This is a genomic window from Stenotrophomonas sp. T8, from assembly GCF_051853085.1.
Taxonomy (GTDB): Bacteria; Pseudomonadota; Gammaproteobacteria; order Xanthomonadales; family Xanthomonadaceae; genus Stenotrophomonas; species Stenotrophomonas sepilia.
On sequence record NZ_CP195329.1, the window covers coordinates 797,174 to 817,491 of the forward strand.

At 66.6% G+C, this 20,318-nt stretch carries 22 protein-coding genes; 13 read left to right on the forward strand and 9 right to left on the reverse strand.

Annotation, left to right across the window (positions count from 1 at the left end):
* Positions 1 to 48: 48 nt before the first annotated feature.
* Positions 49 to 435 (forward strand): SseB family protein, encoded by a 387-nt coding sequence (locus ACSDHM_RS03775; protein WP_111201189.1) that lies wholly within the window; start codon positions 49 to 51, stop codon positions 433 to 435.
* 141 nt (positions 436 to 576) lie between these two features.
* On the forward strand, positions 577 to 894 hold the full coding sequence (locus ACSDHM_RS03780) for a hypothetical protein (protein WP_088496556.1): 318 nt from the start codon (positions 577 to 579) through the stop codon (positions 892 to 894).
* Positions 895 to 1,005: 111 nt separating this feature from the next.
* On the opposite strand, the gene ACSDHM_RS03785 is transcribed toward ACSDHM_RS03780, so the two are convergent.
* Positions 1,006 to 2,037 (reverse strand): LacI family DNA-binding transcriptional regulator, encoded by a 1,032-nt coding sequence (locus ACSDHM_RS03785; RefSeq protein ID WP_088496557.1) that lies wholly within the window; start codon positions 2,035 to 2,037, stop codon positions 1,006 to 1,008.
* Between the two features lie 291 nt (positions 2,038 to 2,328).
* Here ACSDHM_RS03785 and ACSDHM_RS03790 point away from each other — a divergent pair, with 291 nt between their 5' ends.
* A complete protein-coding gene (locus tag ACSDHM_RS03790) occupies positions 2,329 to 2,901 on the forward strand; it encodes a single-stranded DNA-binding protein (RefSeq protein ID WP_043034165.1) in 573 nt (190 codons plus the stop codon).
* A 123-nt stretch (positions 2,902 to 3,024) separates the two neighbouring features.
* Here ACSDHM_RS03790 and ACSDHM_RS03795 read toward each other — a convergent pair whose 3' ends face one another.
* On the reverse strand, positions 3,025 to 3,936 hold the full coding sequence (locus tag ACSDHM_RS03795; RefSeq protein ID WP_072168646.1) for a LysR family transcriptional regulator: 912 nt from the start codon (positions 3,934 to 3,936) through the stop codon (positions 3,025 to 3,027).
* A 98-nt stretch (positions 3,937 to 4,034) separates the two neighbouring features.
* Here ACSDHM_RS03795 and ACSDHM_RS03800 point away from each other — a divergent pair, with 98 nt between their 5' ends.
* The 6 genes from ACSDHM_RS03800 (at position 4,035) to ACSDHM_RS03825 (ending at position 9,293) form a co-directional block, all read left to right on the forward strand.
* Positions 4,035 to 4,361, forward strand: coding sequence for a nuclear transport factor 2 family protein (locus ACSDHM_RS03800; RefSeq protein ID WP_072168647.1), 327 nt, complete (start codon positions 4,035 to 4,037; stop codon positions 4,359 to 4,361).
* Complete coding sequence (locus ACSDHM_RS03805) at positions 4,358 to 5,140, forward strand: SDR family oxidoreductase (protein WP_061479191.1); 783 nt, start codon at positions 4,358 to 4,360, stop codon at positions 5,138 to 5,140. The genes ACSDHM_RS03800 and ACSDHM_RS03805 overlap by 4 nt, the downstream gene beginning before the upstream one ends.
* Positions 5,141 to 5,350: 210 nt before the next feature.
* Positions 5,351 to 6,247, forward strand: coding sequence for a hydroxypyruvate isomerase family protein (locus ACSDHM_RS03810; RefSeq protein WP_439426966.1), 897 nt, complete (start codon positions 5,351 to 5,353; stop codon positions 6,245 to 6,247).
* 27 nt (positions 6,248 to 6,274) lie between these two features.
* Positions 6,275 to 7,960, forward strand: coding sequence for a GMC oxidoreductase (locus ACSDHM_RS03815; RefSeq protein ID WP_134972169.1), 1,686 nt, complete (start codon positions 6,275 to 6,277; stop codon positions 7,958 to 7,960).
* On the forward strand, positions 7,960 to 8,535 hold the full coding sequence (locus ACSDHM_RS03820) for a gluconate 2-dehydrogenase subunit 3 family protein (protein WP_088496559.1): 576 nt from the start codon (positions 7,960 to 7,962) through the stop codon (positions 8,533 to 8,535). The genes ACSDHM_RS03815 and ACSDHM_RS03820 overlap by 1 nt, the downstream gene beginning before the upstream one ends.
* Positions 8,535 to 9,293: a 3-keto-disaccharide hydrolase gene (locus ACSDHM_RS03825; protein WP_072168651.1), complete on the forward strand. Its 759-nt coding sequence runs from the start codon at positions 8,535 to 8,537 to the stop codon at positions 9,291 to 9,293. The genes ACSDHM_RS03820 and ACSDHM_RS03825 overlap by 1 nt, the downstream gene beginning before the upstream one ends.
* Positions 9,294 to 9,303: 10 nt before the next feature.
* On the opposite strand, the gene ACSDHM_RS03830 is transcribed toward ACSDHM_RS03825, so the two are convergent.
* From ACSDHM_RS03830 to ACSDHM_RS03850, 5 genes are read right to left on the reverse strand one after another with little or no spacing between them, the layout of a single operon-like run.
* On the reverse strand, positions 9,304 to 9,600 hold the full coding sequence (locus tag ACSDHM_RS03830) for a c-type cytochrome (protein WP_005415640.1): 297 nt from the start codon (positions 9,598 to 9,600) through the stop codon (positions 9,304 to 9,306).
* A gap of 18 nt (positions 9,601 to 9,618) precedes the next feature.
* Positions 9,619 to 10,485, reverse strand: a complete 867-nt coding sequence (locus ACSDHM_RS03835) for a sugar phosphate isomerase/epimerase family protein (RefSeq protein ID WP_088496560.1) — start codon at positions 10,483 to 10,485, stop codon at positions 9,619 to 9,621.
* A 19-nt stretch (positions 10,486 to 10,504) separates the two neighbouring features.
* A complete protein-coding gene (locus tag ACSDHM_RS03840) occupies positions 10,505 to 11,629 on the reverse strand; it encodes a Gfo/Idh/MocA family protein (protein ID WP_188241195.1) in 1,125 nt (374 codons plus the stop codon).
* Between the two features lie 12 nt (positions 11,630 to 11,641).
* Entirely contained in the window at positions 11,642 to 12,859 is a 1,218-nt protein-coding gene (locus tag ACSDHM_RS03845) for a nucleoside permease (RefSeq protein WP_072168654.1), read from the reverse strand.
* Between the two features lie 27 nt (positions 12,860 to 12,886).
* Entirely contained in the window at positions 12,887 to 13,939 is a 1,053-nt protein-coding gene (locus ACSDHM_RS03850; protein ID WP_227836617.1) for a sugar phosphate isomerase/epimerase family protein, read from the reverse strand.
* A gap of 95 nt (positions 13,940 to 14,034) precedes the next feature.
* Here ACSDHM_RS03850 and ACSDHM_RS03855 point away from each other — a divergent pair, with 95 nt between their 5' ends.
* The 4 genes from ACSDHM_RS03855 to ACSDHM_RS03870 all read left to right on the forward strand — a co-directional run bounded on the left by ACSDHM_RS03855 (position 14,035) and on the right by ACSDHM_RS03870 (position 19,288).
* Complete coding sequence (locus tag ACSDHM_RS03855; protein ID WP_439426671.1) at positions 14,035 to 15,039, forward strand: LacI family DNA-binding transcriptional regulator; 1,005 nt, start codon at positions 14,035 to 14,037, stop codon at positions 15,037 to 15,039.
* A gap of 149 nt (positions 15,040 to 15,188) precedes the next feature.
* The gene (locus ACSDHM_RS03860; RefSeq protein ID WP_151355112.1) at positions 15,189 to 16,241 is read left to right on the forward strand and encodes a sensor domain-containing diguanylate cyclase; all 1,053 of its coding nucleotides are present in this window, start codon (positions 15,189 to 15,191) and stop codon (positions 16,239 to 16,241) included.
* A 116-nt stretch (positions 16,242 to 16,357) separates the two neighbouring features.
* Positions 16,358 to 17,383, forward strand: coding sequence for an AI-2E family transporter (locus ACSDHM_RS03865; RefSeq protein WP_072168658.1), 1,026 nt, complete (start codon positions 16,358 to 16,360; stop codon positions 17,381 to 17,383).
* A 162-nt stretch (positions 17,384 to 17,545) separates the two neighbouring features.
* Positions 17,546 to 19,288, forward strand: a complete 1,743-nt coding sequence (locus ACSDHM_RS03870; protein ID WP_111007909.1) for a GGDEF domain-containing protein — start codon at positions 17,546 to 17,548, stop codon at positions 19,286 to 19,288.
* A 9-nt stretch (positions 19,289 to 19,297) separates the two neighbouring features.
* On the opposite strand, the gene ACSDHM_RS03875 is transcribed toward ACSDHM_RS03870, so the two are convergent.
* Entirely contained in the window at positions 19,298 to 19,804 is a 507-nt protein-coding gene (locus ACSDHM_RS03875) for a PaaI family thioesterase (protein WP_088496565.1), read from the reverse strand.
* Between the two features lie 32 nt (positions 19,805 to 19,836).
* Positions 19,837 to 20,274 carry a hypothetical protein gene (locus ACSDHM_RS03880; RefSeq protein ID WP_088496566.1) on the reverse strand — a complete coding sequence of 146 codons (438 nt, stop codon included), beginning with the start codon at positions 20,272 to 20,274 and terminating at the stop codon, positions 19,837 to 19,839.
* Between the last annotated feature and the right edge of the window lie 44 nt (positions 20,275 to 20,318).

The window sequence follows — 20,318 nt, forward strand, 5'->3', positions numbered from 1 at the left end:
GGACCACATCCGGCACAATAGGCACCCCTCACGCCGTGCCGCACCGCCATGACCGACCTCGCCCCGCAGACCCCGATCGAAACCCTGCTGAAGGCGGCGATGGACGGGGCGGTGCCGATCCGCGCCTTCATGGAGGCCTTCGTCGCCTCCGACGTGGTCCTGCTGACCGGCAGCCTAGTGACACCCGACGGCAGCGGTTTCGACCCGCTGCTGTTCGACAAGCAGGGCACGCTGCACGTGGCCGTGTTCACCGATCCATCGCGGGTGGGCATCTACAACCAGCAGGCCGAACACCAGATCCGCTGGCTGATGCTGGACGTGCTGCGCCGCGTGCCCGGCGGCTACGGCGTGGTGATCAACCCCGGCACCGCGCTGGGCTTCGAGATCTCGCCCAGCGGCGTCGGCGAGATCCTGAAGGACTTCGCCCAGGGTTGATTATCATGTAGAGCCGAGCCCATGCTCGGCTGCCGTTCGCGCCATGCCGGATCAGTCGAGCACGGCCCGACCCTACAGAACGCTTCCCTTCGGGTGCAGTACGTGGTTCCTTTTGGATAACACCAGGATCGAGGCTCTGCTGTGGAATTGAAGGAATTACCTGTCGGCTCACCGGCACGATCACGCCATTCCCGCTCCGCACTGATCTTCCTGATCGCAGCCATCGTTGCCGCGCTGGTGTCCGTGCCCCTGCTGCGCGCGGTGGGCATGGTGCAGTGGCCGGCCTTCGCCATTGCCTGGCTGATCAACCTGGGTTCGGCCTGGTATCTGGCCCAGTGGGCACGCGAGCAGGGCCGTTCGGCGTGGGCCTACGGATTGCCGGCGGTGCTCGGTACCGTCGCCTCGATCGTGGTCTATGTGCTGTTGGCGTTGCTGGGGCCGAAGGCCGGGGCACGCTGAACCTGCGCGCCTGTCGCGGGTAGTTTGCCGAGCACGGCTCGGCACTGGCACTAGGGTAAGACCAAGCCAAACAACAAGGGCGAGGCCAAGAGCGATCCCGCCCTGCGGCGCCTACCCGCGCAGCGACGATTCCCGCACCACCAGCTTCACCGGGATGCTCTGGCTCTCCACCGGCTGCCGGCCGATCAGCGTCAGCAGGCGCTCCACCAGCAGCTGGCCGGCCTGCTTGGTGTCCTGCTGCACCGTGGTCAGCGCCGGGGATACCGAAGCGGCCAGCGGGATATCGTCGAAGCCGGTCACCGCCACGTCCTGCGGTACCCGCAGCCCGGCCTCGCGCAGGGCGCGCATCGCACCGATGGCGATCAGGTCGCTGGCCGCGCAGATCGCATCGATCGGCTCGCCGCGCGCCAGCAGGGCCTGGCAGGCCTCCTGGCCGGAGGCCTCGGTGGTGATCGCATCGTGCTGCAGCGCCGGTTCGGCGGCCAGGCCGTGGTCCTGCAGGGCCGCGACATGGCCGCGGTAGCGCTCCTGGAATTCGGGGTAGTGGCTGGAGGCATGGCCAAGGAAGGCGATGCGGCGGCAGCCCTGCAGCAGCAGATGGGTGGTGATGTCATGCCCGCCCTGGAAGTTGTCGCTGCCGATCGAGACACCGGGCTGGCCGGGCAGGGCGGCGCCCCAGCGCACGAAGTGCGTGCCCTGTTCGACCAGCCGCTGCAGGCGGTCGCGCGATTCGTGGTAGTCACCGTAGCCGAGCAGGATGATGCCGTCGGCCTTGTTGCTGTCTTCGTAATCTGCCTGCCAGTCGGTGGACAGCTGCTGGAACGACACCAGCAGGTCCTGCCCGTGCAGGGCGCAGGCGCGGGTGATCGAGCCCAGCATCGAATGGAAGAACGGGTTGATCAGCGAATCGTCGTTGGTCGGGTCCTCGAAGAACAGCAGGGCCAGCGTGCCGGCATTGCGCAGGCGCAGGCTGGAGGCGTTCTTGTCGACCTTGTAGTTCAGCTCGCGGGCGATGCGCAGGATGCGCTCGCGGGTCTCGGCGTTGACCATCGGGCTACCACGCAGGGCCCGCGACACGGTCGGCTGGGAGACCCCGGCCAGGTGGGCGATGTCGAGGGAGGTGGCTTTGCCTTTGATCGTCATGGGCGGGCGGAGCGGGCAGGTGGAAGGTGCCCGGGCATGATGCCATGCGCAGACGCGAATGCCTCTCTGGACGTCGGTCGGGGCGAAGGTAAGTCATTGCCGGACAAGGAAATCAGCCTGATCCTTCGGTGCGGTCGGGGTCTCCTGACCGGGCGGACGGCGGCGGCAATGGTAAGATGCGTCGTTCTCGCATTCCCCAAAATTTCACCAGGGGCGGCCCAGCGTACTGCACCCCGCCCGGGGCTGTGCTATCACTGGCGGTCTGCCCCTGGACAACGGACGAAGGTACCTATGGCGCGCGGCATCAACAAAGTCATCCTGGTCGGCAATCTCGGCAACGACCCGGACGTGAAGTACACCCAGGGCGGCATGGCGATCACCCGCATCAGCCTGGCCACCACCAGCGTCCGCAAGGACAAGGATGGCAACCAGCAGGAGCGCACCGAATGGCACCGCGTGGTGTTCTTCGGCAAGCTCGGCGAGATCGCCGGCGAGTACCTGCGCAAGGGCAGCTCGGTCTACGTCGAAGGCAGCCTGCGTTACGACAAGTACACCGGCCAGGACGGCGTGGAGAAGTACTCCACCGATATCATCGCTGATGAAATGCAGATGCTGGGCGGCCGCGGTGAAGGCGGCGGCGGTGGTGGCGGCAACTACGGCGGCGATCGTCCGCAGCGCCAGCAGGCGCCGCGCCAGGAGTACGGCGGCGGTGGCGGCGGCCAGCGTGGTGGCCAGGGCGGTGGCTATGGCAACCAGGGCGGCAACCAGGGCGGCGGCTACGGCAACCAGGGTGGCAACCAGCGTCCGCAGCCGCAGCAGGCGCCGCCGATGGACGACTTCGCTGACGACGATATTCCGTTCTAAGCGCATCTTCGGTGCATCCCGACAAGGGCTCCTGGCATGCCTGCCTGGGGCCCATGTCGTTCTTGAGGCACTGCCGGGATCCTGTTGTCCGGCGGCGGCCGATGCGGACGTTCCTCGATGTTGTCACCGATTACCGAACACGCCCTGGTCCAGCAGGCAATCAATGAACGCACCCAGCAGGGCGGGGCGGTGCCGCCTGTTCGGGTAGTAGAGAAAAAGCCCGGGGCGCGAGACCGACCAATCCGCCAGTACCCGCACCAGCAATCCCTGGGCCAGCAGTTCCCCCACGCGATCCTGCTCGAAGTGATAGGCGATTCCGAGGCCGGCCAGTGCCGCCGCAATCCCGACGTCAGCGTGATTGGTGACGACAGGACCGTCCACGGCGACCTCCAGGTGGCGGCCTCGCTTCTTGAACTCCCATCGGTACTGCCTGCCGTCACTCTGCAGCCGCCAGTTGATGCAGGCGTGATCCTGCAGGTCCGCCGGAGTTCGCGGCGTTCCACGGCGTGCGAGGTAATCCGGTGACGCCACGGCCACCATGTTCAGGTCGGGAGTGAGGCGGATGGCCACCATATCCTTCTCGAGCTGCCCACCCACGCGGATGCCTGCATCAAACCGCCCACTGACGATGTCGCTGAGCGCGTCGTCGACCACGATGTCGACAACGACATCAGGGTAGGCCTGGTGGAAGCGGGCAAGCCGCGGGGCAATCAGTGTTCTTGCGGCGATGCCCAGCGTATTGATGCGCAGGGTCCCGTTGATCCGTCCGCTCGCTTCGCTGGTTTCAGCGACCGCTACCGCCAACTCCTGGAACAGCGGCGCGATGCGCGCGTACAGTCGTCCGCCACTTGCCGAGGGTGCCACGCTTCGTGTTGTGCGATTCAGAAGGCGGGTGCCGAGACGGCCTTCCAGTTGACGGATGGTCTGGCTCAGGGCCGAGGGCGATACCCCCAGATGTTCCGCCGCCCGCGCGAAGCTCTGACGTTCCACTACCGCCACGAAGGCCTTCAGTTCAGCGAACTCGGATCCGCGCATTATGTAAGATTCTTGACATAACCCATTCGGATTATAGGGCATTCACTTAACCGACCTGCGTGCACATCCTGAGCGCCTCACCACTGCAGGAGCCAGGAATGAATGCGTTGACTCTCCCAGAACCCATCGCCGCGTACTTCGCGGCCGAACATGACCCCGAAGTGCTGGCGCGTTGTTTTGCCGCCCAGGCTGTGCTGAAGGACGACGGGCACACCCTCGTCGGCGTCGACGCCATCAAAGCCTTCCTGGCCGAGGCATCCGCCAAATACAGCGCCACCAGCGTGCCGAGCGCCATCGAACGGCAGGGGAAACACCACGTTGTCCGTGCCATCGTGAGCGGCAACTTCCCCGGCAGTCCGATTCTGCTGAGCTACCGTTTCGAACTGGAACGGGGCCTGATCGCATCGCTGGAGATCACCGCATGAGCTTCGATCTTCAACTCGGTGGCCTGCGGGCCGTGGTGACCGGCGGCACGGCCGGTGTGGGGGCGGCCGTGGTCAGGACCCTTGCCGAGGCCGGGGCCAGGGTGATGACGTCGGCGCGCAGCCTGCCGGCACGCCCGGTGGAAGGAGTCGCCTACGTAGCCGCCGATCTGTCGACGGCCGAGGGCACCGGCATTTTCGCCCACGCCGTGCTGCAGGCATGGGGCGGCGCAGACATCCTGGTCAATGTGCTGGGGGGATCAAAGACACCTGGCGGCGGCTTCGCAGCGATCAGTGATGCGCACTGGCTTGCCGAGCTGAACCTGAATCTGATGCCGGCGGTCCGTCTGGATCGTGCCTTGCTGCCATCCATGCTCGCGCAGCGCGCTGGCGTGATCATCCACGTCAGTTCGATCCAGCGCATGCTGCCTCTGCCGGAGTCCACCACCGCGTATGCCGCCGCCAAAGCGGCACTCACGACCTACAGCAAGTCGCTTTCACGAGAGGTCACTCCCAAGGGTGTGCGGGTGTTGAGCGTAGCGCCGGGCTGGATCGAGACAGAAGCATCCCGGGAATTTGCAGAGCGGATCGCGGCAGAAGCGGGAACCGATTATGAAGGTGGCAAGAGGCTGGTCATGGACTGGCTCGGCGGGATCCCGGTGGGACGGCCCGCGGCACCGCAGGAGGTGGCCGATCTGATTGTGTTCCTGGCGTCTCCCCGGTCGGCGTCGATTGCCGGAACGGAGTATCGGATCGACGGCGGCACGATTTCGACGCTGTAGCCAACAGGCGTCGTCCTGCTTCCACCGCCAGAAGGAAAGCCTCGCTCACGCGGGGCTTTTGTTTTCCAGGTCGGCTGCGGAGTTGTGCCTCGCAGCATTGATTTTCGTGCACTGCGACTTGCAAACACACAAATTCCTCCCCTATGGTGCAATCGATTGCATTGCAGTGAATCCTCAGTGTTTGATGTCGGTTGGGAGGCCGGCAGGTGGATGTCCATCCATTCGATCAGACCGGCCCCGGCGATGGGCATCACGCGACGCGACGCGCTACGTCTTGCGGTTGCCGGCGGCATTGGCCTGGGGGCTGCAGGTGTGCTCCCTGCATTCGCCGCCGATGCCCCCCTCAAAGGAAACCTGAAGCAGGCCGTCGCCCGTTGGACCTTCCCGCAGCTGTCGGTTGCCCAGCTCTGCGCGACGGTGAAGGACATCGGTTTCGCCGCGATCGACCTGGTCGGTCCCGAAGACTGGCCCACGCTGAAGGCCCACGGCGTCTACAGCTCGATGTGCAACGGCGCGGAGCTGGGCCTGACCAAGGGTTTCGCCGGCCGCGAGTTCCACGACCAGCTGGTGGAGCGCTACACGCGGCACATCGACCTGGTCGCCGATGCCGGCTACCGCAACCTCATCTGCTTCTCCGGCAACCGCAATGGCATGGACCCCCACGACGGCATGGCCAATGCCGAGGCCGGCCTCAAGCGCGTCCTCGGGCATGCCGAGAAGCGCGGCGTCGTGCTGGTGATGGAACTGCTGAACTCCAGGGTCGATCATCGCGACTACCTGTGCGACCACTCCGCATGGGGCGTGGAGCTGTGCCAGCGGCTCGGCTCGGACAATTTCGGCCTGCTCTACGACATCTACCACATGCAGATCATGGAGGGCGACATCATCGCCACCATCGGAAAACACCATGCCTGTTTCAAGCACTACCACACCGCAGGCGTGCCCGGCCGGAACGAGATCGGAGACCAGCAGGAGCTCAACTATCCGGCCATCTGCCGCGCGATCCGCGACACCGGTTTCAAGGGGTATCTGGCGCAGGAGTTCATGCCTGCCGCGCCCGATCCCGTTGCTTCATTGCGCGAGGCGATCCGCCTCTGCGACGTCTGAAACGATATCCACCCAGGTGAGAGACCCATGGCAGATAATCACTACGACGCCATTGTTGTTGGCTCGGGAATCAGTGGCGGCTGGGCAGCGAAGGAGCTGACCGAGAAGGGCCTGAAGGTCCTGATGCTGGAACGCGGGCGCAACATCGAGCACGTCAAGGACTACGTCAATGCGATGAAGGAAGCGTGGGACTTCCCGCATCGCAACCGGCCGACGCAGGCGATGAAGGCCGCTTTTCCGGTGCTGATGCGCGACTACGGCCTCGCCGAGAACCTGGAAGGAATGTGGGCCAACGAGCAGGACTCACCCTACATCGAAACCAAGCGTTTCGACTGGTTCCGCGGCTACCACGTCGGTGGCCGTTCGCTGTTGTGGGGCCGTCAGAGCTACCGCTTCTCCGACCTGGATTTCGAGGCGAACCTCAAGGAGGGCATCGCCACCGATTGGCCGATCCGCTATGCCGACATCGCGCCGTGGTACGACCATGTGGAAAAGTTCGCCGGCATCGCCGGCACGCGCGAGGGACTGGACGTGCTGCCGGATGGTGAGTTCCTGCCGCCTATCCCGTTGAACATCGTCGAGAAGGACGTGGCCGCGCGGATCAAGAAGGCCTTTGGCGGCACGCGGCACATGATCCACTCGCGCACGGCCAACATCACCCAGCCGATGCCCGAGCAGGGGCGCGTGAACTGCCAGTATCGCAACAAGTGCATTCTGGGCTGTCCCTTCGGTGCCTACTTCTCGACCCAGGCGGCGACGCTGCCAGCGGCGATGAAAACCGGCAACCTGACCCTGCGCCCGTTCTCGATCGTCAAGGAAGTGCTCTACGACAAGGATCGCAAGCGCGCGCGTGGCGTGGAGGTGATCGACGCCGAGACCGGGCAGACCTACCAGTACACGGCCAAGGTCATCTTCCTCAACGCATCGTCCTTCAACTCGACCTGGCTGCTGATGAACTCGGCCACCGATGTCTGGGAGGGGGGGCTGGGTTCTTCGTCGGGCGAGCTGGGGCACAACGTGATGGACCATCATTTCGGTGCAGGCGCCTCGGGCCGGGTCGAGGGCTACGAAGACAAGTACTACTTCGGCCGCCGTCCCTGCGGCTTCTACATTCCGCGGTTCCGCAATGTCGCCGCCGACAAGCGTGGCTACCTGCGCGGATTCGGCTACCAAGGCGGTGCCAGCCGCACCGGCTGGTCGCGCGAGATCGCCGAGCTGAACATCGGTGCCGACCTGAAGGAAGCGCTGACCGTGCCCGGTGACTGGCGCATCGGCATGACCGGGTTCGGTGAGATGCTGCCGCACCACGACAACACGATCCGCCTGGACCGCGAGCGCAAGGACAAGTGGGGGCTGCCGGTGCTGGCGATGGACGTGTCCATGCGCGCCAACGAACTGGCGATGCGCAAGGACATGGCCGCCGATGCCGCCGAGATGCTGGAGGCGGCCGGGGTCAAGGACGTGAAGATGCACGACAACGACTACGCCCCGGGCAAGGGCATCCATGAGATGGGGACTGCGCGTATGGGACGGGACCGGAAGAGCTCGGTATTGAACGCGCACAACCAGGTCTGGGATGCCCCCAATGTGTACGTCACCGACGGTGCCTGCATGACCTCCAGCGCCTGCGTGAATCCGTCGCTGACCTACATGGCGCTGACCGCGCGCGCGGCCGACCACGCGGTACGCGAACTGAAAGCGGGGAACCTGTGATGGATCGCCGCGAACTGCTGAAGATGATCGTCGCCGCCACCGGTGCGGCCATGGTCGGCCTGCCTGCGCTGGTGCAGGGCAAAGCGCCAGCGGCCGGGGCGATGGCCGCGTTCTCCGATGCCGAAATCAGCACGCTGGACGAGATCGCCGAGACCATCCTACCGCGGACCCGGACACCCGGGGCGAAGGACGCGGGCGCCGGTGCGTTCATGGCGACGTTCGTCAGCGACTGCTACACCGCCAGGCAGCAGGCGGTGTTCCGCGCCGGGCTGGCGGACATCGACAAGCGCGCCGGTGGCCGCTTCGTGTCGCTCACGGCGGAGGCGCGCACCGGATTGCTGCGTACACTGGATGCCGAAGCCAAGGCGCGCAATGCAGACGTGACCGAAACTGGAACGCCCGAAGAGGGCGAAGCCATGCCGCATTACTTCACGATGATCAAGCAGCTGGCCATCTTCGGCTTCTTCACCTCCAAGGTCGGTGCGACCGGGGTGCTGCAGTACGTCGCCGTGCCGGGGCGCTACGACGGTGACCTCGCCTATGTCCCCGGCACACCTGCCTGGGGGACCAGCTGATGGACACCAACCTGATGATCCGCCCTGCGTTGATCACCGCCGGCCTGCTGGCCGCTGCATCTGCGTTCGCACAGGACAGTGCCGACGCTGTGCGTGACCCGAAGAAGACGGAAGTGTGGACCCCTGTGCCCGCGACCGTGGCAACGCCACCCGGCAAGGCACCGTCCGATGCGATCGTGCTGTTCGATGGCAAGGATCTCTCCGCGTGGGAATCGGAGCAGGGTGGCCGCGTGCCCTGGAAGGTTGCCGGAGGCGCCATGACGGTTGTTCCGGGCAGCAAGGGCATCCGTACCCGGCAACCCTTCTGCGATGTCCAACTGCATGTCGAATGGCGTACGCCCACCGAAACGAAGGGCTTCGACGGCCAGAACCGGGGCAACAGCGGGATCTTCCTGCAGGGACTGTATGAGTTGCAGGTACTCGACAGCTACCACAACCCGACCTACGCCAATGGCCAGGCGGGTTCGATCTACAAGCAGGCCATGCCACGGGTGAACGCCTCGCGCGCACCGGGCCAGTGGCAGGTCTACGACATCCTCTGGAAGGCCCCGCGCTTCTCGCCGGGCGGCGGCCTGACGTCGCCCGCACGGATCACCGTGCTGCACAACGGCGTGCTGGTACAGGACGACACCGTGCTGGCGGGCAGGACCGAATACATCGGTGCGCCTTCGTACGCACCGCATGGGTGCGCGCCGCTGTATCTGCAGGAACATGACTCCAAGGTCAGCTACCGCAACATCTGGGTGCGCGAGCTGTAGCGCCCACCCGCTACTTCGCCAGGTAGCTGGCGATGTCATCGATCTCCTGCTGTGACAGCTGCGGGAAGGGGGGCATCAGACCGCCGCCCTTCCTGATCCTGTCCTTGACCTGGGCGGGCTGCAGCCGCTTGCCGACATCGGTGAGCGCCGGGAACGTCGGCGGTACACCGGTGCGTTCAGCACCGTGGCAGGCGGTGCAGTGCTGGGCGTAGAGTTTCGCGCCGGCGGCCGGGTCGTCCTTGGCCCACGCTGCCGTCGCAACGTTCATGCCGCCCAGGGCCACGGCCACTGCCAGGATCATTTTCATGTGGGGCTCCTTGATGCGTCAGCGGTGGGCACGGGTGGGCAGGTTGGTGGTCAGGTGTTCACGCAGGTAGTCCGCGCCGGCCTGGATGACCTTGGCCGGGTCGCGTGGCTGGTCGTGTTCGACGATGTACCACTGCACGCCAGCGGTGGCGGCGGCCGGCAGGATCGCGTCCCAGTCCAGCACGCCCTGGCCGACCGCAGCGAATCCACCTTCGTCTTCGGCCTCGCCCTTGGGCGCATTGTCCTTGGCGTGTACCGCAAATATGTGGCCGCGGAACTTGCCAAGCATCACGGCCGGGTCCAGGCCCGCGCGCGCGACCCAGGCCAGGTCCAGTTCGGTCTGCAGCTCGGGGCCGGCGGCGTCGAACAGCAGCTCCAGTCCGGTCCTGCCATTGAAGTCGACCAGCTCGAAGTCGTGGTTGTGATAGGCCAGCTGCATCCCCTTGCCGCGCATCTGCTTGGCAATCCGGCCCAGCTCCCGGCCCAACGCGGTCCAGCCGGCGGCATCGCGCGGACGGTCCTTCTGGTCCAGATAGGGCACCACCAGCGTGCTGTTGCCAATCGAGCGGTTGAAGGCCACCACGGCATCCAGGTTGTCGCGCAGCTCGGCCAGCTGAACGTGCGACGAAACCGCTTTGATCGAGTAACGGTCCAGCAACTGTTTCAGCTCCGCAGCGCTTGCATTCTGCGTACCGACGGTCTCCACCGCACGCACGCCCGCGTCGTGGACGATCTTCAGCTGTTGGTCAAGCGGGCCGGCGTTGCGCAGCGTGTACATCTGCACGGCGATGGGCTTCTGCGCACCGGCTGTGTTTCCTGCGAAGGCGGGCAGGACTGCGAGCAGCAGCAGGACGAGGGTTGCAGTTCTACGGACAGGGATGTTCATGAACAGATCCTCCCGGGATTCAACCGATGGTGGTCCAGGTGCGTGACCTGGCCGATGCAATGACACGATCAACGATCCGCGCCGAGCGCAGGCCGTCTTCGAAGGTGGGCAGGCCCTGCGGCCGCTCGCCTTCAATGGCGCGATAGGTGTCGGCCACGAACGCTTCGAAGCACTGCCCGTAGCCCTGTGCGTGCCCCGCTGGCAGCGGCGACAACCGGCGTTGTTCGGCACTGCCGGCGCCCGGGCCGCGCACGAAGATTTCCTCGCGCTGCTCGGGCAGGCCGATCCACAGCCGCTCGGCATCCTCCTGGTTGAACGCCACGCTGGCGTTGGCGCCGTCGATCTCGAACCAGAGCCGGTTGTGGCGTCCGGCCGAGACCTGGCTGACCGTCAATGACGCCAGCGTGCCCGCGCCGGTCCTGAACATCGCTGCGGCCACGTCCTCGCTCTCGACCGCTTGCTTTGCGCCGTCTGTCGCCGGCGTGCTGAAACTCTGGGAGGTGGTTGCGCTGCGCTCGGCGATCACTGTGGCAAACGCCGCGTTCACTTCGGCGAAGCACTCGCCGCTGACCCATTCAACCAGGTCGCACCAATGCGACCCGATGTCAGCGAACACGCGCGATGTGCCACCCAGTGCAGGGTCAACCCGCCAGTTGTTGCTGGCCGGGTCCAGCAGCCAGTCCTGCAGGTAGCTGCCATGGATCAGGTGCAGTGGCCCCAGATCGCCCTGCGCGATGCGTGCGCGTGCCTCGCGGACCACCGGGTGGTAGCGGTAGACGAAGGGGACGGTGGCGACCAGTCCGGTCGAGGCGGCCAGCGCCGCCAGCGCCTGCGCATCGTCCAGCGTCGTCGCCAACGGCTTCTCGCAGATCACGTGCTTGCCGGCGTCCAGTGCGGCCTGCGCCATCGCGCGGTGCAGGTGGTTGGGCGTGCAGATGTGCACGACCTGTACCTGGGGATCAGCGACGACGTCCTCGATATCGCGATAGGCGCGCGGGACATTCCACGCATGCGCCACCTCGCGCGCGCGCTGCGGCGACGAGGCGGCCACGCCGCGCACCTCGGCGCCAGCCAGCAGTGCCGCGCGGCGATGCACCGCGCCGATCATGCCGGTACCAACGATGGCGATTCCAAGCAGGGGCATCGGCCGGTCTCCTCAGGGTGTGGACGACGCGGCCGCCGCTACCGGGCGGTCGCGGAACAGCAGCAGGAAGGCGATCAGCACCACCAGTGCAACGCCGGCCGGGAACAGCCAGATCTGCTGCCAATCGGGGCCGGCCTCGGTGGTGAAGTGCTCCACTACCGCGCCGGACAGGAAGGTGCCGATCAGCATGCCCACGCCATAGGTGGCCAGGGTGATGAAGCCCTGCGCGCTGCTGCGCGCGGCGGGGCCGGCGTGGGCATCGGTGTAGATCTGGCCGGTGACGAAGAAGAAGTCGTAGCAGATGCCATGCAGTACGATGCCGATCACAAGCAGGGAGAAGCCACTGCCCGCATCGCCGAAGGCGAACAGCGCGTAGCGCACGACCCAGGCTGCCATGCCGACCGCCAGCATGGTCTTCACCCCCAGCCGCACGAACAGGAACGGCATGGCCAGCATCAGCAGCACTTCGGACACCTGGCCCAGCGACTGCAGGCCGGCCGCGCCCTGCACGCCCAGGTCGTTGAGATACGGATTGGTGAAGTTGTAGTAGAACGACAACGGGATGCAGATGGCGATGGAAGCCAGGAAGAACACCAGGTAGGCGCGCGACTTCAGCAACCGCAGTGAATCCAGCCCCAGGATCTGTCCCAGCCCGGCATCGCGCTGCTGCGCCAGTGGCGGCGTGTGCGGCAGGGTGAACGCATACAGGCCCAGCACCAGCGATGCCAATGCGGCCATGCGGAAGGTCAGTTCAAGCCGATGCGCCTGTTCCCAGCCCAGCCAGCCGATCAGCACGCCTGCAACGATCCAGCCGACGCTGCCGGCCACGCGTACCAGCGGGAACTGCTTCTCCGGCGATTGCATGTGCCGCATGGCGACGCTGTTGGCCAGTGCCAGCGTCGGCATGAACAGGAGCATGTAGCCCATGACGCACGCGGAAAACACGCTGAAACTGGTGGCGGTGGACGCCAGCCACATCAGCACCGCGCCGGCCAGGTGCAGCACCGCCAGGATGCGCTGCGCCGCGAAATAGCGGTCTGCGATCAGGCCGACCAGGAACGGTGCCACGATGGCACCGATGGACTGGCTGAGAAACGCCGTTGCCACCTGGCTTGCGCTGGCCTGCAGCGGGCCCTGTACCAGGTAGGTGCCCAGGGTGACGAACCACGCCCCCCAGATGAAGAACTGCAGAAACATCATCGCGCCCAGGCGCGACATGGCGTGCGTCATGGCTTGCCCTCCCGGGGCGGTCGTGGCTCAGATTCCCAGCATGCGGCGCAGTGATCCAGCGTCCGTGGCGCTCCCGGCAAAGTCGTCGAAGGCGCGTTCGGTTACATGGATGATGTGATCGCGGATGAAGGCGGCACCCTCGCGCGCGCCGTCCTCCGGGTGTTTCAGGCAGCACTCCCACTCCAGCACCGCCCAGCCGGGGAAGTCGTACTGGGCGAACTTCGAGAAGATCGCCTTGAAGTCGATCTGGCCGTCACCGGGTGAGCGGAACCGGCCCGGACGATCGATCCAGTCCTGGTAGCCGCCATACACGCCGCTGCGCACGCTGGGGCGATACTCCGCGTCCTTGACGTGGAAGATGCCGATGCGGGCGTGGTAACGGTCGATGAAACCGAGGTAATCCATCTGCTGCAGCAGCAGGTGGCTGGGGTCGTACAGGATCTTCGCGCGGGGATGATGGTCGACCTCATCGAGGAAGCGCTCGAATGTCGCACCGTCATGCAGGTCCTCGCCCGGGTGGATCTCGAAGCACAGGTCCACGCCGCAGGCATCGAACACATCCAGGATCGGGCGCCAGCGGCGGCCGAGTTCGGCGAAGGCTTCTTCCACCAGGCCCGGCGGGCGCTGCGGCCACGGATAGAAGTAGGGCCAGGCCAGCGCACCGGAGAACGTGGCGTGCGCGGTCAGCCCCAGGCGCTGGCTGGCCTGCGCGGCGAGCCGCAGCTGCTCCACGGCCCAAGCCTGGCGCGCGGGCGGGTTGCCGCGCACGTCGGCGGGGGCGAATCCGTCGAACAGGCTGTCGTAGGCGGGATGGACCGCGACCAGCTGCCCCTGCAGATGCGTCGACAGTTCGGTGATCTGCAGGCCGTGCCCGGCCAGCATGCCGGCAACATCGTCGCAGTACGCCTGGCTGCGCGCCGCCTCGGCCAGATCGAACAGGTGGGGCGCGGAGGTGGGAACTTGTACGCCAGAATAGCCCAGACCCGCGGCCCACCCGGCCAGCGTGTCCAGCCGATCAAAAGGAGCTGTGTCGCCGATGAACTGCGCCAGGAACAGCGCTGGACCCTTGAGCGTCTTCAACGTGATTCGCCCTCGATGCAATCGATTGCATTATCCTAGCAGGGGCGCACGCAGGACCTGTTGTGCACTGCACAGCGGACAGGAGAACTAACGCCATGGCCACCATCTACGACATCGCTAGGCACGTCGGCGTCTCCGCAGGCACGGTGTCACGGGCGCTTTCCCGGCCGGACAAGGTGCTGCCGGCCACCCGTGCGCGCATCGAGCAGGCCGCCGCCGCATTGGGCTATGTGCCCAACACGGTGGCCCGCACGCTCAAGACCCAGCGCAGCGGCAAGATCCTGGTCACCGTCCCGGACATCGCCAATCCGTTCTTCGCACAGATCCTGCAGGGTGCGGAGGAGGCCGCGCAGGCGGTCGGCTACGCGGTTCTGCTGGGCGATACCCAGCATCAACCCGATCGTGAGGAGCGCTACGCACAGATGCTCCGGCGCAACGAGGCCGACGGCATGATCGTGCTGGGCCATCGCCTGCCACCGACCGCGCGCGAAATCGTCGAGCAGCGCGGCGCAGCTGCGCCGGTGGTCAATGGATGCGAGTTCGACCCCGCACTGGGCATCCCCAGCGTCCATATCGACAACGCGGCCGCCGCACGCGCGGTGATGGAGCACCTGTACGGCCTGGGGCACGAACGGATCGCCGTGGTCGGCGGGCCACCTGACAACCCCCTGCACCAGCAGCGGCTGGAAGGGGTCCGGGCCGCCGGCAAGGCGCGGGGTCGCCTGCGCCAGCTGAGCATCGTGCCCGGGGACTTTTCCGTTGAGTCCGGGTATGCGGCGGTGATGGCGCTGCTGGACGGCACGCCCGTGCCGACCGCGGTGTTCTGCTTCAGCGACCAGATGGCACTGGGGGCACTGGCGGCCTGTCGCGACCGGGGCATCCGCGTTCCGGAAGCGCTCTCCATCGTCGGCTTCGACGACCTGGCCTCTTCGCGTTATCTCACCCCGCCGCTGACGACCATCCGGCAGCCGATGCGTGAAATCGGCGAGCGCGCGGTCAACCTGCTGCTCGCCATCATCGAACAGATCGATGTACCGCTTCAGCAGACGCTGGAGTTCAGCTTCATGCTGCGCGGTTCGACAGCGGCGCCTGAGCGGTAGCGCAGGCAAGGCAGGGCAGTCGGAGCAGGGCGGCCGGCCCGCGCGTCGTGCCGCGACCTTGATCCCGAATTGACGCAAAGCTGTCAGACTCATCGCAGGCAGCCCGGCAAGGGCCGTGGCAGCAGGTGCGATCGCGCAAGGGGGGGGCAATGCCATTCTTCACCGATTCGGCGGAAGGCGCGGTCGAAGGCATTGGCGCGGCACGTCGCATCGGCTGGATGCGTTTCGTCGGCAATGGACTGGGGGCAATCCCCATCGCTTCGATCATCCTCGAGCGCCACGATGGGCCGCTGGCGTGGGTCCTGCTGCTGCTCAACGCGCTGGCGTGGCCTGCGCTGGCATTGATGCTGACCCAGCGCTCCGGCCAGCCCGCGCTCGTCCAGTTCCGCTGCATGGTGGCCGACTCCTTTTTCGGTGGTGGCTGGATCGCCTTCATGGCGTTGAGCGCGGTGCCCAGTGCACTGTTCGCCGCACTGCTGGTGGCCGACAAGATCGCTGCCGGTGGCGTTCGCCTGGCGATGCGCGCCACGCTGGCCCTGATGCTGGGCTTCGCGCTCACCTGGTGGGCGCTCGGCTTCCCTTACCAGCCGGTCACCTCGCAGCGCACGATCGTGCTGAGTGTCCCGTTCCTGTTCGTGTATGGCATCGGCCTGAGCATTCTCAGCTGGCAGCTGGCGCGCCGGGTCAAATCGCAGAACCGCCAGCTGCAACGTCTCAGCCGGATGGACCCGCTGGTCGAACTGGCCAATCGTGGCTTCCTGATCCTGCGTGCGCAGCAGGCGCTGGACCGGGCACAGGGCCAGGGCGGGTTTGCCTGCCTGCTGATGCTCGATGTGGACGACTTCAAGCGCATCAATGACTCGCATGGCCACCGCGCCGGTGACGAGGTGCTGCGGCATATCGCGGCGACATTGCGCACCGTTGCCCGGCCCGGTGATACGCCCGCGCGGCTCGGGGGCGATGAGTTCGTCGTGCTGCTGCGCGACTGCACGCCTGTTGACGCGATGCACGTGGCCGAGCGGGTGCGCCTGCACCTGCTCGAGGCCGCGCGGCAGGCCACGCCGGGTGTGGAATTCAGCGTCAGTATCGGCATTGCGGCCACGCCGCGTGGCGGCAGTGTCGAGGACTGGTTGGCACTGGCCGACCGCGCGCTGTACCACGCCAAGCGCCAGGGCAAGAACACCGCCAGCTATGGCGAGTGAGCGCGCGTGGGGACGGCACGGCTGCCGCCGAACGAGGATGAAATGCCCATTCATCCTGCACGCGGAATCAGCACGCCAATCCTCTACCATGGGCCACCCCGCCCGGACGCGCTCCCATGCAAGACGCTCTCGTTGCCCAGCCCAAGCCCCCCATCCCAAGGATCGCGGCGTGGCTGATGATGCTGCTGGGCATGTGGCTGGCGCTGAAACTGGGCCTGGTGGTCACCCTTCTGTCCGGCCTGCTGGTGTTCCAGCTGACCCACCTGCTGGCTTCCACCGTGGAAGGCAGGCTGCCGCCGGGACGCGCACGGGCGATCGCCGTGATCGTGCTGTCGGCGATCATCATCAGTGCGCTGGTGCTGGCCGGGATCGGCGTGGCCTCGTTCTTCCGCAACGAGACCGGCGGCCCGGACGCATTGCTGGCGCGCCTGATGGAGATCCTCAACACCTCGCGGCATCAGGTACCGGCGCTGCTGCAACCCTACATCCCCGAGGACATGCCGGCGCTGCGCGCGGCGCTGAACGACTGGGCCGCCGAGCATCAGCGCCAGCTGGGCGTGGCCGGTACCTCGGTGGTCCAGGTGGGTGTGCGCGTGCTGATCGGCATGGTGCTGGGTGCGATGATCGCACTGTATGACGAACTGCCGCTGCCGAAGATGGGTCCGCTGGCGCAGGAGCTGATCGGGCGCACCAGCCGCCTGGCCACCGCGTTCCGCCAGGTGGTGTTCGCGCAGGTGAAGATCTCGCTGCTGAACACCGTGTTCACCGCGATCTTCCTGCTGGGCGTGCTGCCGTTGTTCGGCGTGCACCTGCCGCTGTCCAAGACCCTGGTGCTGATCACCTTCCTGGCCGGCCTGCTGCCGGTGGTGGGCAACATCATCTCCAACACGATCATCACCATCGTCGCACTGTCGGTCTCGTTCTACGTGGCGGTGGCGGCGCTGCTGTACCTGATCGTGATCCACAAGCTGGAGTACTTCCTCAACGCGCGCATTGTCGGTGGCGAAATCCAGGCGCGTGCCTGGGAGCTGCTGCTGGCCATGCTGGTGATGGAGGCGGCCTTCGGCCTGCCGGGCCTGGTCGCCGCGCCGGTGTTCTATGCCTACGTGAAGCGCGAACTGGTCGACCAGCGCTGGATCTGACGCGGCGGGGCATGACGTATTTGTCCCGATTCGAGTGTCCGCGCGGCCTTGTCGGTGCGTTCGCGGCGGGCACGGTGTACCGACGGCCACGGTTGGCCCGCTAGCGGCTTGGCGCCTGTGCAGGCGGCCGCTACAGTGTTCCGCACGACAGGGGAAATGTGCATGGCCCGCAAGGCGTCGCCCATCGGATTGCGGACCTGGGTCTGGATCCTGGCCGGGCTGTTCGTAGTCTGTACGCTGCCGCTGATGGCCATCGCACTGGTGCAGGGCACGCTGCGCTTCACCGCTGCCGAGGACAACCTGGTCAGCCTGCGCCGACTGCAGCAGACCTTCGACCTGGCCAACCGGGTGTCGGCCGAGCGCGGCCCAGCCAACAGCCTGCTGGGAGTCAATACGGCCGATGCGGCCGAACAGGCGCGGCTGGCCGCGCAGCTGGCGGTTGCGCGCAAGCGGGTCGACACCGCCCTGCTGCAACTGGACACCGTGTTCAAGGCCGATCCGGGCGTGGTCGACGAACATGGGCTGCTGGCCGACGCGCAACGTCGCCTGCAGTCGGCGCGGGCCGCGGTGGACCAGGTGGCGGCACAGCCGCACGAAGTGCGCCGGGTGGAAGACGTGGAGCGCGCGATCAGCAGCATGTTCGCCGTGGTCGATCGCCTGCACGTGCTGACCTCGGCGCAGATCAGCGTGCTGGTCAGTGCCGACCGCGAAGCGGCGATCCCGGCGATGCAGGGCCAGGTGCTGATCGACCTGCGCGAGCATGGCGGCCGCCTGGCCTCGAACGTGATGGCGCCGGTGGCGGTACCGGGGGCCTGGCGTGACGAACAGGTGCGGGCGGCCTTGCAGACCGAAGGCCGCCTGCTGGAACTGTGGCGGCTGGCAGGCAGCCATGAAGCCGTGTTCCGCAGCGATCCGACGCTGTCCTGGCATTGGGACATGGCACGCCGCCAGTTCTTCGGCGAATCGCTGCCGATGATCGAACAGCTGATCGAAGATGGACGGCGTGGCGTGCCCCCGCCGTGGACCGCCGCCGAGTTCACCACGCGCTACGTACCGACCCTGCGGTCGCTGGAAGCGCTGCGTGACGGTTACCTGAGCGTGTCCATCGCCCGTTTCGAGCGCACCCGCAACCGCGAAGCGACGCGCCTGGTGGTGCTGGTGGCGACCGTGCTTGGCACGCTGGTGGTGCTCGGCGTGGCGCTGCGCATTGCCCATCTGCAGATCCTGCGGCCGCTGCTGCAGGCACAGAAGCAGGTGATCCAGATCGCCTCGGAAGCGCCCGGCCCGGAACAGCACGTGACCCACCCGCTGGCCGAGATGCAGCGCCTGTTCGATGCCATCGAAGTGCTGCGCGAGAAGTCGCGCGAGCGCTCGGCGTTGACCAGCGAGCTGCGCCAGCTGGCCGGCACCGATGAACTGACCGGGTTGTTGAACCGGCGCGCGCTGGACCAGAGGGTGCAGCAGCGCCATGCCGACGGTGGCACCAGCGCGGTGGTGATCCTGCTTGACATCGATCGCTTCAAGGCCATCAACGATGGCCATGGGCATGCTGCTGGCGACCAGGTGCTGGTGCAGGTGGCACAGCTGCTGCAGCGCCACCTGCGCCGCAGCGACAGCATCGCCCGCTACGGTGGCGAGGAATTCCTGGTGCTGCTCGCCGACGGCGATCTGGCCGGCGGCCGCCAGTTGGCCGAGTCGCTGCGCGTGGCCATGCGGCAGCTGGACATCGCACTGGCCGGAGGCAACGTACTGCGGGTCACTGCCAGCTTCGGCGTAGCCGAGGGGGGCACCGATGCGCTGGGCTGGCGCACCCTGCTGCGTGCCGCCGACGCGGCCATGTACCAGGCCAAGGCGCAGGGCCGCGACCGCGTGCGGGTGGCCGGCGGCGGCCGCAACGCACGTTGAGGATACGCATCAACCGATGCGCGCATGCACGCGCCGCAGCGTGCGCGCGATCATCCGCCTCGCGATGGGACGCGGCACCGAGAGACCGCGCCAGCGCAGCGCACCCACCCGGAAGGTGGCGCTGGCGGTGGCCAGTACCTTGCCGGCCGGGTCAGTCAGCCAGCCACGGGTGAAGGCGATGCTGCCCTTGCTGTGCTCGACTTCGCCCCAGCCGATGATCCGCCCCGGCCGTGCCGGGTTGACGAAACTGGTCTTGGATTCCACCGTGACCGCGATGCGGTTGGCTGGCAGGGTGGCGTAGATCGCCGGCCCCATGCAGTCGTCCAGCATCGCTGACAGGAATCCGCCCTGCACGTTGCCCATCGGATTGGTGAGCACCGTCCCGGCGTCGAACTCGACCTGGATGCGACGCAGTGCATCGTCATAGCCGACGAAGCGCCAGCCGAGCAGGGTGCCGGCCTGGGAACGTGGAAGATTACCGTTGACCACGCTGTAGAAGATCGATTCGGGGTTCATGGCGGAGCCTCGTGGGGAGGGGGCAAGGGAACTCACCGGGACAGTGACAGCACGGCCAGCGCGAGGCCGAGGAGCGACAGCAGCACCACGACCGCGCCGGTGGATACCGGGGTACGCGCACCGGTGCGTCGCCGCACGCCGAAGGCGACCAGCACCGGGGGCGCGGTGGCGACCAGGCAGAACAACTGGAACGCCAGCAGCTGTGGCAGCGCGAAGTGACCACCGAAGAAGATCAACCAGGCCAGCATCACGCCGGCACCGGCCAGTGCGATCCACCCGGCGCCGACCACGCGGATGAGTGCCATCAGCAGCACCTGCATGCGCGGTTCGATCTCCGCCCACGACATGCCCACGGCCTGCGCGTGGTAGGGCATGAAGTCGGAACGTTTCAGATAGGCCGCAGCAAACAGCGAGACAATGAAGAACGCCAACAGGTAGCAGCCGAACGCGAGCCAGGCGAACAGATCCATGTGGAGGCCGTGCGGTTGGGGGAGGAGTCGCCGCGTGCACGCCG

Excerpts from the sequence above, each read along its gene's own strand:
- ACSDHM_RS03775 (WP_111201189.1), top strand. The coding sequence starts at position 49 with ATGACCGACCTCGCCCCGCAGACCCCGATCGAAACCCTGCTGAAGGCG.
- ACSDHM_RS03785 (WP_088496557.1), bottom strand. The coding sequence starts at position 2,037 with ATGACGATCAAAGGCAAAGCCACCTCCCTCGACATCGCCCACCTGGCC.
- ACSDHM_RS03790 (WP_043034165.1), top strand. The coding sequence starts at position 2,329 with ATGGCGCGCGGCATCAACAAAGTCATCCTGGTCGGCAATCTCGGCAAC.
- ACSDHM_RS03795 (WP_072168646.1), bottom strand. The coding sequence starts at position 3,936 with ATGCGCGGATCCGAGTTCGCTGAACTGAAGGCCTTCGTGGCGGTAGTG.
- ACSDHM_RS03800 (WP_072168647.1), top strand. The coding sequence starts at position 4,035 with ATGAATGCGTTGACTCTCCCAGAACCCATCGCCGCGTACTTCGCGGCC.
- ACSDHM_RS03805 (WP_061479191.1), top strand. The coding sequence starts at position 4,358 with ATGAGCTTCGATCTTCAACTCGGTGGCCTGCGGGCCGTGGTGACCGGC.
- ACSDHM_RS03810 (WP_439426966.1), top strand. The coding sequence starts at position 5,351 with ATGTCCATCCATTCGATCAGACCGGCCCCGGCGATGGGCATCACGCGA.
- ACSDHM_RS03815 (WP_134972169.1), top strand. The coding sequence starts at position 6,275 with ATGGCAGATAATCACTACGACGCCATTGTTGTTGGCTCGGGAATCAGT.
- ACSDHM_RS03820 (WP_088496559.1), top strand. The coding sequence starts at position 7,960 with ATGGATCGCCGCGAACTGCTGAAGATGATCGTCGCCGCCACCGGTGCG.
- ACSDHM_RS03825 (WP_072168651.1), top strand. The coding sequence starts at position 8,535 with ATGGACACCAACCTGATGATCCGCCCTGCGTTGATCACCGCCGGCCTG.
- ACSDHM_RS03830 (WP_005415640.1), bottom strand. The coding sequence starts at position 9,600 with ATGAAAATGATCCTGGCAGTGGCCGTGGCCCTGGGCGGCATGAACGTT.
- ACSDHM_RS03835 (WP_088496560.1), bottom strand. The coding sequence starts at position 10,485 with ATGAACATCCCTGTCCGTAGAACTGCAACCCTCGTCCTGCTGCTGCTC.
- ACSDHM_RS03840 (WP_188241195.1), bottom strand. The coding sequence starts at position 11,629 with ATGCCCCTGCTTGGAATCGCCATCGTTGGTACCGGCATGATCGGCGCG.
- ACSDHM_RS03845 (WP_072168654.1), bottom strand. The coding sequence starts at position 12,859 with ATGACGCACGCCATGTCGCGCCTGGGCGCGATGATGTTTCTGCAGTTC.
- ACSDHM_RS03855 (WP_439426671.1), top strand. The coding sequence starts at position 14,035 with ATGGCCACCATCTACGACATCGCTAGGCACGTCGGCGTCTCCGCAGGC.
- ACSDHM_RS03860 (WP_151355112.1), top strand. The coding sequence starts at position 15,189 with ATGCCATTCTTCACCGATTCGGCGGAAGGCGCGGTCGAAGGCATTGGC.
- ACSDHM_RS03865 (WP_072168658.1), top strand. The coding sequence starts at position 16,358 with ATGCAAGACGCTCTCGTTGCCCAGCCCAAGCCCCCCATCCCAAGGATC.
- ACSDHM_RS03870 (WP_111007909.1), top strand. The coding sequence starts at position 17,546 with ATGGCCCGCAAGGCGTCGCCCATCGGATTGCGGACCTGGGTCTGGATC.
- ACSDHM_RS03875 (WP_088496565.1), bottom strand. The coding sequence starts at position 19,804 with ATGAACCCCGAATCGATCTTCTACAGCGTGGTCAACGGTAATCTTCCA.
- ACSDHM_RS03880 (WP_088496566.1), bottom strand. The coding sequence starts at position 20,274 with ATGGATCTGTTCGCCTGGCTCGCGTTCGGCTGCTACCTGTTGGCGTTC.